We start from the raw sequence: 13,019 nt of genomic DNA, 5'->3' as shown, positions 1-13,019 counted from the left end.
AGAGTAAATGACTGATTTCACAACTCAAATCGACGCGGACGGCGTAGCGGTTATCACATGGGACGTTCCCGAAAAATCAATGAACGTCATGAGCCTCGAGGGCTTTGCAGACCTTGAAGCCGCGGTTGACGCCGCCCTTGCCGATGACGCCGTTAAGGGCATCGTCATCACCTCGGGTAAGGCAGATTTCGCGGGCGGCATGGACCTCAACGTCATTGCAAAGATGAAAGAAGACGCGGGCGACAACCCCGCCAAAGGCCTGTTCGAAGGCACTATGGCTATGCATGGCGTTTTACGTAAAATTGAGCGCGCGGGCATGGACCCCAAAACCAACAAAGGCGGCAAACCTATCGCAGCGGCCCTCCCCGGCACCGCAGTTGGGATCGGCCTTGAGCTGCCCCTTGCCTGTCACCGTATTTTCGCCGCCGACAATCCAAAAGCCAAAATAGGCCTTCCCGAAATCATGGTCGGCATTTTCCCGGGTGCTGGCGGAACAACCCGTCTGGCGCGCAAACTCGGCGCGATGGCGGCAAGCCCCTTCCTGCTTGAGGGTAAGCTCTCTGATCCTAAAAAGGCCAAGATGGCCGGTCTGATCGACGAGGTCGTCCCAGCGGAAGAACTCCTTACTGCAGCCAAGGCTTGGGTGTTGAGCGCGACAGATGCGGACATCCTCAAACCTTGGGACGCCAAAGGCTATAAAATGCCCGGCGGTGCGCCATACCATCCCGCGGGCTTCATGACCTTTGTTGGCGCTTCCGCCATGGTCCATAGCAAAACCAAAGGCGTCTACCCCGCCGCAAAAGCTCTGCTCTCTGCTGTCTATGAGGGCGCATTAGTACCCTTCGATACGGCCCTCAAAATCGAAGCGCGCTGGTTTACCAATGTCTTGATGAACCCAAGCTCCACGGCAATGATCCGCAGCCTTTTCATCAACAAAGAAGCTCTCGACAAGGGCGCAGCCCGTCCCGCAGGTATCCCCGACCAACGCGTCAAAAAGGTCGGCGTCCTCGGCGCAGGCATGATGGGTGCGGGCATTTCTCTGGTCTCTGCAAAAGCGGGCATCGACGTTGTTTTGCTGGACCAGAGCCAAGAAGCGGCGGACAAGGGTAAAGCCTATTGCGCGAGTTATATGGACAAAGGCATCGCCCGTAAGAAAGCGACCGCTGAAAGCAAGGAAGCCCTCCTAAGCCGCATTACGACGACGACAGACTATGCACTGCTCGCCGACTGTGACTTGATCATCGAGGCCGTTTTTGAGGACGTAGCGATCAAGGCCGAAGTGACCGCCAAGGTCGAAGCCGTGATCGGTGCGGAGTGCATCTTTGCAACCAACACGTCGACTTTGCCGATCACCGAGCTCGCCAAAGCCAGCAAACATGCGGATCAATACATCGGGATCCACTTCTTTAGTCCCGTTGAAAAAATGATGTTGGTTGAGATTATCAAAGGCGCTGCAACGGGCGACCGCGCTGTCGCCAAAGCTTTGGACTACTGCCGCCAAATCCGCAAGACACCCATCGTTGTGAACGACGCGCGTTTCTTTTATGCGAACCGTTGCATCATTCCCTACATCAACGAGGGCATTCGCATGGTCGCCGAAGGTGTTGAACCTGCGCTGATCGAAAACGCCGCGAAACTGGTCGGCATGCCGCTTGGCCCGCTCCAATTAACTGACGAAACATCGATCGATTTGGGTGTTAAAATTGCCAAAGCCACTAAGGCCGCGATGGGCGACGCCTATCCAAACGAAGCCGTTGATCCGGTGTTGTTCTGGATGGCCGACGCGGGCCGTTTGGGTCGCAAAGCCAATGCAGGTTTCTATGCCTACGACGACAAAGGCAAACGCCAAGGGCTTTGGGATGGTTTGGCCGCGCGGTATCCTGTTGCGGACGAACAACCGGACCTCACTGAGGTTCAGCACCGTCTCCTCTTTGCTCAAGTGCTTGAGGCCGTACGGGCGCTCGACGAAGGCGTTTTGATGGATATCCGCGAGGGCGATGTTGGCGCGATTTTGGGCTGGGGCTTTGCACCTTGGTCGGGCGGGCCGTTTAGCTGGCTTGATATCCTTGGGGCTGGTCGTGCGGTTGAGCTTTGTGATGCGCTCACCGAGAAATTCGGACCACGTTTTGAAACGCCTGATCTTCTGCGCGAGATGGCGCGGAATGGAGAAGTGTTTTACACCCGTTTTGCCACTGAAAAAGCCGCCTAATCCGCTCCGCTAAATTGAAAATACGGCGCGCTGCCTCCCAAAAGTGCGCCGTATTTTCTTAAACCTTTACCGCCAATTAAGCAGCGACGTACTCTTGAATTGAGGGTTTTGCGATATCTTCCATCGCATAGGCCTCGGCCAATAGGCGCGCTTCGGGCATTGGAAGCACATCATACGTCGGAAGGTCCAGTTCCGCGACTTCAACCATATTGGCCTGCTCGCTGCTCGGACATAAAAACAAAGCACCGATGTTTGCGAAAACCACTTGGTCTTGGGCAAATTCGATCGCTACGACGCGCAATTCTTCTGTTGCCGCCACACGTTGAATTCCGCGCAAACCTTCTAGGGCCAAAGCTGGGATCAATGCAAAAGGATCGCCAAACAGGTCTTCGGCCGCGTCGCTCTCGATCATCACGTCCTGTGTTGCCAAAAGGTAAACGGTTTCGCGGTTCCCAAGTGCCGATGAGGGAACTTCCAATAAGCTGTCCCCTGGAATTTGCGCCACTTGCTCATGGCGAACGGCTTTCACAACCTGCAAACCACCATCGAATGTAAGCACCCGATCTCCCGGAACGATTTTGGTTACATCACGCCATCCAAATTGTGTCGCGACGCGCGTTCCTGAAATCATTCCTGTGCGACTTGGCCGCTTGAAGTGGCCTCCACCATATGAGCCCGATGCTTCTGCAGTACGGTGCGCCCCCCGGCGGATAGGTTTTTTCAGCCCAAACATATCGTATCCCTCATTGAAACTGGGTGGCAGCCCAGCAGAACCAACATGGTTAACGTAGGGTGATTCCTATGCCCGCAAATCGACCAGAAGTTGTCTAAAATGCGGCACTGTTTCCCAACAGAATCCAATTGCGGAATAAGAGCGAAATTGTCTCACATTCAGAGCCACTCTAAGAAAATGAATAGGCAAACTGTTGAACATCTGCGGCCAGAAGAAGGCGGGCGTGCTCCGCATCAGCATCCGTATAATAGCTCCGATAATCTGCTTTACGCTCCGAAGTATTCACCTGCGCAATCGGCGAAAGCGAAAACCCGAGATGTTCCCAAAGGGGCAGCAGGTCTGTTTCCAAATGCTCCAACCGCAGGAAATGTGCATCCTGTGCACCACTCATATAGGACGCATAGTTGTTTAATTTCAGCGACGCCATAATCGAGGGCGCTCGGATAAACGCGGCAAACGGGAGGGTCTGGGCCAAGGTAACCGCCCTATGCGAAAAACTTTGGACACGCAGCCAGTGATAGTAACTCACCAAACGATCCCAAGGATTTCGCACCAACGTGAAGCAATAATAGCTTGGAACATCCTCATCCAGCCTCATAGCCACCGAGTAATTGGCGTGTTTGTTCATCCGTATATGGGGGAATTGAGTACGCTGGCGTTTGTGCCGCGCCTTGGCTTTTGGCGTATCCCCAATCAGAATATCATCCTTCATCGCACGCCCCTCAAGCGCAAGGCTCAGGGCGGTTCCCCCCGTTTTGGGAATATGAACAAAGAGAAACTGGCGCCCAGACGAAATAATCATATCGTGTTTTACAAAACTCCCTACAAGGATACTAGCCTCACGCGTGTACGGCGTCTTATGTTTCTGGTATATCTACCTAAATTACGGGATGTCCCGCCCTGAAATAAAGGAATTGTCGTTTGCGAACTTGTTGATCCCCCCTCCCTAAGTTAGGCTACTTTCATTCAAGAGGCAGCGCAGAGCCCACATGACCGCATTATCAGAATACGATCGGCTCGAAACCACGGGTCTTTGGCGCGAAACGCCCGAAGACCACAAGCGTGAAGTCATTGTGAGCTTTGGAAATGCGACCCTTGTTCTAAAAGATAAAGCCGAGCGCGCCTTGACCCACTGGTCCCTTCCCGCGATATCACGGCGAAATCCCGGAGAGCACCCCGCGATCTATAGTCCGGATGTAGAAGGAGGGGAGACGCTTGAACTTGATGAGACCTTTGCCATCGAAGCCATCGAGAGGGTGCTTAAAGTCATCGATCGGCGGCGTCCACAACCCGGGCGCTTGCGGCTTGTTCTCACGACCAGCATCCTCGCCGCTTTCACGGGGTTGATGGTTTTCTGGCTTCCAAACGCAATGGTCGAATACGCAACCAGCATCACACCCCAAGCCCAGCGCACTAAAATCGGCGATGACCTTTTCCAACAAATTCGGCGCGTTTCAGGGCACCCCTGCACACAGCCTCAAGCCAGCAATGCGCTCTCCAAAATGGCGCAACATTTGGGAGCAGAGCGCAACAAACTTGTGGTCGTGCGCACGGGCGTCGAAACATCCGTGAATTTGCCAGGTGGTTATATCATTTTAAACCGTCGATTGGTTGAGGATTTTGAGGATCCTAATTCGGTATCTGGCTATGTTTTGGCCGAACTCGAGCGCGCAAAAAACAACGACCCGCTTTATGAACTCTTGCAAGATCTCGGTGTGCGCGGCACGTTCCGCTTCCTAACATCGGGCCAGATCAGCATTCCTGCCCTCACCCGACACGCGGAAAAACTGCTGGCACAACCGCTCGCACCGGTCGATCCGGAACCGCTTCTCGCGAGGTTTGAGGCCGCGAATTTGCCCTCGACGCCCTATGCCTATTCGGTTGATATATCTGGGGAAACGACATTGCCCTTGATCGAAGCGGACCCTATTCCACAAGAGGCCTCAGACGCAATCATCACAGATGGCGAATGGGTCGCGCTTCAAGAGATTTGCCAATCTTAGGTTTTGGACAGACCCTACTTAACGAAGGCGTCTTTGAACCCAGCGGAATGCGCGGCATTCAACCCAACCTTAATGTCTGAGTTGCTCGCAAATGGCCCCAAATAGAGAACCTGCAAGCTTTTGCCATTTCGTTTCGTGTTTTGCACAGCCACAGGAAGCCCCATTTTCTGGAACTTTCTGATCGTCGCTTGCGCATTGCTTTCCACGCCAAACGCGCCAACCTGAATCAAACGCCCGCCCGATTTCACGGCTACGGTACGACTTGGCGTCGCTTTTGCGACACGTATGGACTTGGGTACGGTCTTTGTACCCGTCGCTGTTCGCCCTGTCCCGTTTGCGGCCTTATACCGCAAATGCGCCTGTTTTAATTCCACATCTTGGCCATTCTCGGCCACCAGTTTCATCGGTACGGTATTGGTCCACACTTTCAACATTTCCGCCTCGCCACGGGCGGTTCCAATTCCGCGCTTCGGATTCAAACGCCCATCGTCCCACACCGGTTTATATCCAGCCGGAAGCCGAGGGACGGGAGAAGCGGCGGGCGCCTGCGTCAAAACTGTTTGAGTGGACGGCACTCTTTTGACTGCTTTGGGCGCCTGCGTAACCTGAACACTTCTAACCGCCGGCGCGGCAATCAGAGCCGTGGTTGCCAACGGTTTACCGGGCTTCGCGGAACTGCTCTTTGAGGGTGTGTTCGACACTTGGACTGTGTCTTGGATCGCGCGACCCTGCAGGGAAGGCTTATACCCACAGACCAATTTTCGGCTCTGTGTTACGCGCGGCACCCATGTGATCGAACGTCCCACACCTGCCCTGATAAAGACACACCCGTTGCTGTCCACATATTGCGCGGCCGTATAACTTGCGGGTGGAATTTCAGCAGGCCCATCGGAACTCGAGAGCGTCGCTGCGTTAACAGCAACCCCAGAAAACAGGGTTGATAAGACGATGGCGACAGAATATTTTAAACGGTGCATTTTGTGCCCCCACACAATATATTGTGCGAGGATGCAGCAAAAGACTAATTTAGTAAAGGAAATGTTCGCCTATTTTGTGCCAAACATCCTATCACCCGCATCTCCTAGTCCCGGAACAATATATCCAGCGTCATTAAGGCGTTCATCCACAGATGCAGTAACGATCTGCACATCAGGATGCGCTTCTTTCATCCGCGCGATCCCTTCTGGGGCTGCCAAAAGACACAAGAAACGGATGTTTTCAGCTCCTGCCCCTTTGAGAAGATCAATCGCCGCAACCGATGAATTTCCAGTGGCTAGCATTGGATCTACCGCGATAACAAGACGGTCATTTAGCTCTGTGGGAACCTTGAAGTAGTATTGAACAGGCTGGAGCGTTTTCTCGTCGCGGTACAACCCAACAAAACCAACGCGCGCCGATGGGATCAACTCCAAAACACCATCAAGCAAGCCATTGCCCGCACGTAAAATAGAGATCAAAGCAAGCTTTTTCCCATCCAAAACGGGGGCCTGCATTTCCTGCATAGGGGTTTCAATCGTTTGGGTAGTCATCGGCAAATCAGCGGTGACCTCATAGGCTAGCAACTGGCTAATTTCCCGCAACAACTGGCGAAATACAGCGGTCGACGTCGTTTTCTCACGCATCAATGTCAGTTTATGTTGCACAAGGGGATGGTTCACAACGGTTAGGTGCTGGCTCATTTTAGGCCTCCAGTTTTTTGAGAATTTGGGCGCGTGTGGCGTCGGTACAAAATGCCGCTTCGGCCGCGCCAATATTTAAGGCGCGGAAGGTGTCGTCATCCCAACCGAATGTGCGCGAAAGCATTTCATATTCGTCTGTCATTGTGGTGTGAAAGAAGGGTGGATCATCGGTGGAAACCGTAACCTTTACGCCAGCATCACGGAGCTTTTGGATCGGATGACTCGCCCAATCCGCATAGACACCAAGCGCTATGTTCGAGCCGGGGCAAACCTCAAGCACGATATCCTTCTCAACGATTTCTCGCACCAATGCCGCATCTTCGATTGCGCGCACACCGTGGCCAATGCGTACGGCTTTGAGGTCTTGAATCGTGGCTCGTATTTCCTCGGGGCCGGACCATTCACCGGCGTGCGACGTGATTTTCAAACCCGCTTCCCGCGCCATATCAAACGCGTATGCGAAATCAGACGGCGTGCCGAATTTCTCGTCCCCGCCCATGCCAAACCCGACGACCCAATCGCCCGCCGTTTCAACGGCGCATTTCGCGGATTTCTTGGCCGCATCAGGGCCAAAGTGGCGGACGACCGTGGGGATACCGCGCAGAATAATTCCAGAGTCTTTTTCGGCTTTGTCAGCAGCCTCTTGCATCGCATGCAAATACTCGCGCCACGCAACAACATCGCCGCCGCCGCAAAAATCGGGTGCTAAAAATGTCTCAGCGTAAACTACACCATGCTCAGCGCAATTTTCAAGAACGGCGGATGTTAAACGCGCATAGTCTTCGGGTGTTTTAAGGCATGCGGTTGCCGCCTCATAGACCTTCAGAAAATCCCAAAAATCCGTGTAGGAATAGGCGCCATTCTCGTCAAAAACACCGTCGATGGACATGTTCTTTTCTTTTGCAAGGCTGCGGATAAATGCAGGAGGCGCGGCCCCCTCAAGGTGCAAATGCAATTCAACTTTTTTCAGCTTAGAAAAGCTCATATTAAGTTCCTTCCGGGCCCGTCCGAGGGCACCCCAAGATGATGCGCAAGCGTGGCTGCAACATCTGTAAATTGGCAAAGTCCGACTTCGCCCATCCCTGCTCCCCAAATCAAAACAGGCACGCGTTCGCGCGTGTGATCCGTGCCTTGCCAAGTGGGGTCATTTCCATGGTCCGCGGTGAATATCACCAAATCATCGGAACGCAACCGCGCAATGAAATCTGGGATTTGAGCGTCGAACCATTCAAGGGCGCGCGCATAGCCCGAAACATCCCGACGGTGGCCATACAGACTGTCGAACTCGACGAAATTCGCAAAGGTCAGGCTTGAATCTACGGCGGCGTCCGCATGCTCTAGAAGGCGCTGCATGAGCGTGAGATCATCGCCTTTTACAACCTCGTCAATTCCGCGCATCGAAAAAATATCGCCAATTTTTCCAATAGCATAAACGTGTTTTCCAGCGTCGTGAACCCAGTCACAAAGAGCGGGCGCGGGGGGCATAATCGCGAAGTCTTTGCGATTGGACGTGCGGGTAAACCCGTCTTTGACTGATCCGACAAACGGGCGCGCGATGACGCGACCCACTTTCATTTCATGTAGCATCGGTGCCAATTTTTTGCAAAGATCGAGAAGATTTTGCAGACCAAAACGTTCTTCATGGGCGGCTATTTGAAACACGCTATCCGCAGAGGTATAGCAAATCGGCCAGCCCGTTTCCAAGTGACGCGCGCCTTCCCGCTCGATAATTTCGGTGCCTGAGGCGTGGCAGTTTCCAAGCGTTCCCCCCGTCCCCGCCGCTTTACAAACCTCAAACAAAAGGTCATCATCAAAAGAATTCTCTTTGGGGAAATAATGCCAATCCCAAGGGACGGGCAACCCCGCAAGCTCCCAATGCCCCGAGGGCGTATCCTTGCCAATCGAAACTTCGGTGGCCGCCGCCCATTTGCCCGTCACATCCGTGAGTTTATCGGCAAACGTCGCCCCCGACGCGGCCTCGACCGCATGCCAAAGGCCAAGCGAGGCCAGATTTGGCAAGGAAAGCGCGCCGGAGCGCCCTTCCTCGGCATTTCCTGCCGCACATTCAGCGGCAATATGGCCGAGCGTATTTGCCCCTTCGTCACCAAAATCGACCGCATCCGGTGCGCCGCCACACCCAACAGAATCTAGTACAATAAGAAATGCTCGTGCCATCTAGGTCACCTTTTCGAATACAAGTTCATAGGGTTTTGGCGCGTCAGCCCCCAAAGTAATGGCTCGTGCCACAGCCTCGCAAAAGGCCAGCCCTTGCGCCTCGCTCTCGCAGTGGACCATCGCGAGCAATGTCCCCGCCTCAACGAAACTCCCCAGTCTGGCGATTTGCGAAAGGCCCACGGCGGGGTTAATCTTGTCGCTGCCAACAAGCCGCCCTCCGCCCATTGCAACGACGATATTGCCCAAGGCCTGACCGTCGATGGCCTGAACGAACCCGTCGACTTGCGCTTCTACCCCCAGCACACACCGCACGGCGGGCAAACGATCGCGCCAACATTCGACGAAATCTTTGGGTCCACCTAAGCGCGCCACTAGGCGCCCAAAACCTTCGGCGGCATGGCCTCCATTGATCGCCTGTCTTATCTGAAGCGCGCCAATTATGCTATCACTCGCCTGCCCCGCGGAATGCAACAAGCTCCCGCCCAACTGCTCCGTCAACTCAATCAAGGGGGCCGCTTTAGGGTTTGTTAGCAACTCCATCACGGAAATGATCTCAAGCGCGTTGCCCATACTCGTTGCTAAGGGTTGGTTCATATCGGTCACAAGCGCCGTCGTGGGCGTTCCTGCCCCGTTTGCCGTTTGCACCAAGGTTTGTGCCAAATTACGCGCGTCATCCGGCGTTTGCATGAACGCTCCTGAACCCCATTTCACATCCAAAACCAGCCCCTCAAGGCCTGCCGCCAATTTCTTGGACAAAATCGATGCTGTGATCAGATCGATACTATCGACGGTCGATGTCACATCTCGAATGGCATAAAGGCGGCGATCCGCGGGCGCGATGTTGCTACTGGCACTGGCGATGGCAAAGCCGATGTCGCCGACGATCTGCTGAAAATCTTCAGTCGAAAGCTCCGTCGAGACACCCGGAATGGCTTCCAACTTATCTAGTGTCCCGCCGGTATGGCCAAGACCACGCCCTGAAATCATCGGAACGAAGGCCCCACAAGCCGCAAGGGCGGGCGCAAGCAAAAGCGACACGCAATCGCCAACGCCGCCCGTGGAATGCTTGTCTAAAATCGGCCCCGGAAGCGCCCACTCTAGTCGCTCGCCGCTGTTGCACATTGCTTCCGTCAGCGCCACACGGCCCGCGTCCGTTAACCCGTTCAAGCAAACCGCCATGGCAAATGCGCCCGCCTGTGCATCCGAAACGGCACCGCTCTCCAAACCCTGCGCAAACCACTCAATTTCCGCCCCACTCGGAGTAGTCCCCGACCGTAAACAGGCTATGATTGAGCGCGCATCCACTTAGGTATTTTCCATATGAGCTTGCGTAAAGGCTCCGGGTAAAAGCTGCCCCATCGTGAGCGTCTGCGAATTTCCCTCAAGCGTCGTCATGGTGACTTTGGTTTCTGGCTGCGCAAATTCCGCCAACTTCTGGCGGCACCCACCGCATGGGCTTACGGGCAAGGGAGAATCCGCAATCACCAAAACCTCGGTGATCTCGGTTTGGCCTGCCGCAATCATTGCCGCAATCGCGCCTGCTTCGGCACAGGTTCCTTCAGGATAGGCGACGTTCTCGACGTTACATCCAGAAAAAATCTCGCCAGATGCCGCTCGTAGGGCCGCGCCAACTTTGAAGTTTGAATAAGGCGCGTACGCACGAGCTTGAACATCAGTTGCAGCTTTAAGAAGGGGCATTTAGAACCTCATTTTACCTATTGGTCAATATTGCCCCGCCCCCAGAAGGGATGCAAGGGAAACGGTAATTCGTAATTTATTTGCAAGTGGGGCGTATTGACCTAGTGTAAGCCGTTCAGATAGGCAGTATGGCAGGTAGTTTAATGCTAAACTATATATGGGAGGCCCACCATGAGTGACGCAAAAAATGACACAATCCGGCAAGCAGCCTTGGATTATCACGAGTTTCCAAAACCCGGAAAACTGGAAATACGCGCGACGAAACCACTGGCCAATGGCCGCGACCTTGCCCGCGCTTATAGTCCAGGCGTGGCCGAGGCCAGCCTCGAGATCAAAAAAGACCCCTCAACGGCGCGCAAGTATACTTCGCGTGGCAATCTGGTGGCCGTCGTAACCAATGGGACCGCCGTTTTGGGCTTGGGCAATATCGGCGCCCTTGCCAGTAAGCCTGTCATGGAAGGCAAGGCTGTCCTCTTTAAGAAATTCGCGAATATCGACTGTTTCGACATCGAAATCAACGAATCTGATCCCGAAAAGCTGGCAGATATTATCTGTTCCCTTGAGCCAACCTTCGGCGCGATCAACCTTGAAGACATCAAAGCGCCCGATTGTTTCATCGTCGAGAAAATCTGTCGCGAGCGCATGGGCATTCCCGTTTTTCACGACGACCAGCACGGAACCGCCATAGTTGTCGGGGCCGCGGCAACCAATGCTTTGCGAGTCACGGGCAAGAAATTCGAAGACATCAAGGTTGTGTCCACGGGTGGCGGCGCCGCAGGGATTGCGTGTCTGAACATGCTATTAAAACTTGGCCTCAAGCGCGAAAATGTTTGGCTTTGTGATATCGCAGGTCTTGTCTACGAGGGCCGCACCGAAGAAATGACCCCACAGAAAGCCGAGTTCGCCCAAGCCAGTGACAGTCGGACGTTGGATGACGTTATTGGCGGTGCGGATCTTTTCCTTGGCCTCTCAGGCCCCGGAGTTTTGAAGCCTGAAATGGTCGCAAAAATGACCAGCCAGCCGATAATTTTCGCACTGGCCAACCCGAACCCAGAAATTTCGCCCGAAGACGTGCGCAAAGTTGCGCCAGACGCGATTATTGCAACCGGGCGTAGCGATTATCCCAACCAAGTGAACAACGTGCTTTGCTTCCCCTTCATCTTCCGTGGTGCACTGGATGCGGGCGCAACTGTGATCAATGACGAAATGCAAATTGCCTGTATCGAAGGTATTGCCGAACTGGCCCGCGCAACCACTAGCGCCGAGGCCGCCGCCGCTTATCAAGGCGAACAAATGACATTTGGGCGCGACTATTTGATCCCAAAACCCTTCGATCCACGTCTCATTGGGGTCGTGGCCAGCGCCGTTGTCAAAGCCGCCGCCGCCAGCGGTGTTGCCGAACGTCCCATCGAAGATTTGGATGCCTATAAACGTGAATTGGATGGTTCCGTCTTTAGATCCGCCCTCATTATGCGCCCTGTTTTCATGGCTGCCGCCACCGCAGAGCGAAAAATCGTTTTTGCCGAGGGCGAAGACGAGCGCGTCTTGCGGGCGGCTAGCGCGATGCTAGAGGACATGACCGACAAGCCCATCCTGATTGGTCGTCCAGACGTGATCGAAAGCCGTTGTGAACGCGCTGGCCTCAACATCAGACCTGGGCGTGACTTTGACCTCGTTAACCCCGAAAATGACTCACGTTATCGCGAATATTGGCAGACATATCATAAGCTTATGGCGCGGCATGGCGTCACTCCGGATATCGCCAAAGCCATTATGCACACCAATAATACCGCCATTGGTGCCATCATGGTTCAACGCGGCGAAGCCGACAGTATGATCTGTGGAACCTTTGGCCAATACCTCTGGCACCTGAAATATGTGCAGGAAATTTTGGGAACGGGGGAAGGCGGCTTGCACCCTGTAGGCGCGCTTTCGATGATGATCCTTGAGGACGGGCCGCTCTTTATTGCCGACACCCATGTCCACCTTGAACCGACGCCCGCACAAATTGCCGAAAGCGTGATTGGCGCTGCGCGACACGTGCAACGCTTCGGTGTCGCTCCCAAAATTGCTATTTGTTCCTACTCTCAATTTGGCAACTTAAACGGCGGCACAGGCGAACGCGCCCGCGCGGCGCTTGATATTCTCGACAGCCAAACCCGCAGTTTTGTCTATGAGGGGGAAATGCACATTGATGCGGCGCTTGACCCCGACGTTCGAGCGCGTATTTTTCCGGATTGCCGCCTTGAAGGGGCCGCGAATGTGTTGGTCTTCACCAATGCCGACGCAGCCAGCGGGGTTCGTAACATCTTGAAAATGAAGGCAAATGGACTTGAGGTCGGCCCCATCCTGATGGGCATGGGCAACAAGGCACATATCGTTACGCCCTCAATCACGGCGCGCGGCTTGCTCAACATGAGTGCGATTTCCGGTACACCGGTTGAATATTACGAATAAAATGTGGGGCGGCAATCGGGCGCAGGTCAAGACACCTGTATCCCCTTGCCGCCCCGTTCCAGCGC

General features: G+C 54.4%; 11 protein-coding genes. 3 read left to right on the top strand and 8 right to left on the bottom strand.

What is annotated here, in order from left to right:
- Window positions 1-7: 7 nt before the first annotated feature.
- The gene (locus AB9F26_RS02530) at window positions 8-2,209 is read left to right on the top strand and encodes a 3-hydroxyacyl-CoA dehydrogenase NAD-binding domain-containing protein (RefSeq protein WP_369767201.1); all 2,202 of its coding nucleotides are present in this window, start codon (window positions 8-10) and stop codon (window positions 2,207-2,209) included.
- Between the two features lie 76 nt (window positions 2,210-2,285).
- Here the strand turns inward: AB9F26_RS02530 and AB9F26_RS02525 are convergent, their stop codons facing one another.
- Together AB9F26_RS02525 and AB9F26_RS02520 are read right to left on the bottom strand one after the other, a co-directional pair.
- Window positions 2,286-2,942 (bottom strand): Hint domain-containing protein, encoded by a 657-nt coding sequence (locus tag AB9F26_RS02525; protein ID WP_335584957.1) that lies wholly within the window; start codon window positions 2,940-2,942, stop codon window positions 2,286-2,288.
- A gap of 169 nt (window positions 2,943-3,111) precedes the next feature.
- Window positions 3,112-3,744, bottom strand: coding sequence for a sulfotransferase family 2 domain-containing protein (locus tag AB9F26_RS02520; protein ID WP_369767200.1), 633 nt, complete (start codon window positions 3,742-3,744; stop codon window positions 3,112-3,114).
- Window positions 3,745-3,931: 187 nt separating this feature from the next.
- On the opposite strand from AB9F26_RS02520, the gene AB9F26_RS02515 reads away from it, so the two are divergent.
- Window positions 3,932-4,945, top strand: a complete 1,014-nt coding sequence (locus AB9F26_RS02515; protein WP_335584959.1) for a hypothetical protein — start codon at window positions 3,932-3,934, stop codon at window positions 4,943-4,945.
- Between the two features lie 14 nt (window positions 4,946-4,959).
- Here AB9F26_RS02515 and AB9F26_RS02510 read toward each other — a convergent pair whose 3' ends face one another.
- From AB9F26_RS02510 to cdd, 6 genes are all read right to left on the bottom strand, one after another.
- The gene (locus AB9F26_RS02510; protein WP_369767199.1) at window positions 4,960-5,922 is read right to left on the bottom strand and encodes an SPOR domain-containing protein; all 963 of its coding nucleotides are present in this window, start codon (window positions 5,920-5,922) and stop codon (window positions 4,960-4,962) included.
- A gap of 69 nt (window positions 5,923-5,991) precedes the next feature.
- Window positions 5,992-6,624 (bottom strand): uracil phosphoribosyltransferase, encoded by a 633-nt coding sequence (upp, locus tag AB9F26_RS02505; RefSeq protein WP_039002705.1) that lies wholly within the window; start codon window positions 6,622-6,624, stop codon window positions 5,992-5,994.
- A gap of 1 nt (window position 6,625) precedes the next feature.
- Window positions 6,626-7,609, bottom strand: coding sequence for an adenosine deaminase (locus AB9F26_RS02500; RefSeq protein ID WP_335584961.1), 984 nt, complete (start codon window positions 7,607-7,609; stop codon window positions 6,626-6,628).
- Window positions 7,606-8,799, bottom strand: coding sequence for a phosphopentomutase (locus AB9F26_RS02495; protein ID WP_335584962.1), 1,194 nt, complete (start codon window positions 8,797-8,799; stop codon window positions 7,606-7,608). The genes AB9F26_RS02500 and AB9F26_RS02495 overlap by 4 nt, the downstream gene beginning before the upstream one ends.
- Complete coding sequence (locus tag AB9F26_RS02490; protein ID WP_369767198.1) at window positions 8,800-10,104, bottom strand: thymidine phosphorylase; 1,305 nt, start codon at window positions 10,102-10,104, stop codon at window positions 8,800-8,802.
- Complete coding sequence (gene cdd / locus AB9F26_RS02485; RefSeq protein ID WP_039002709.1) at window positions 10,105-10,497, bottom strand: cytidine deaminase; 393 nt, start codon at window positions 10,495-10,497, stop codon at window positions 10,105-10,107.
- Window positions 10,498-10,668: 171 nt separating this feature from the next.
- On the opposite strand from cdd, the gene AB9F26_RS02480 reads away from it, so the two are divergent.
- Window positions 10,669-12,954: an NADP-dependent malic enzyme gene (locus AB9F26_RS02480; protein ID WP_335584964.1), complete on the top strand. Its 2,286-nt coding sequence runs from the start codon at window positions 10,669-10,671 to the stop codon at window positions 12,952-12,954.
- Window positions 12,955-13,019: the final 65 nt, after the last annotated feature.

Origin of the sequence: Falsihalocynthiibacter sp. BN13B15, assembly GCF_041205415.1 — a bacterium.
GTDB lineage: Bacteria > Pseudomonadota > Alphaproteobacteria > Rhodobacterales > Rhodobacteraceae > Falsihalocynthiibacter > Falsihalocynthiibacter arcticus.
The sequence above is the reverse complement of the archived record's forward strand: the minus strand, read 5'-3'. Positions and strand labels throughout refer to the sequence as shown.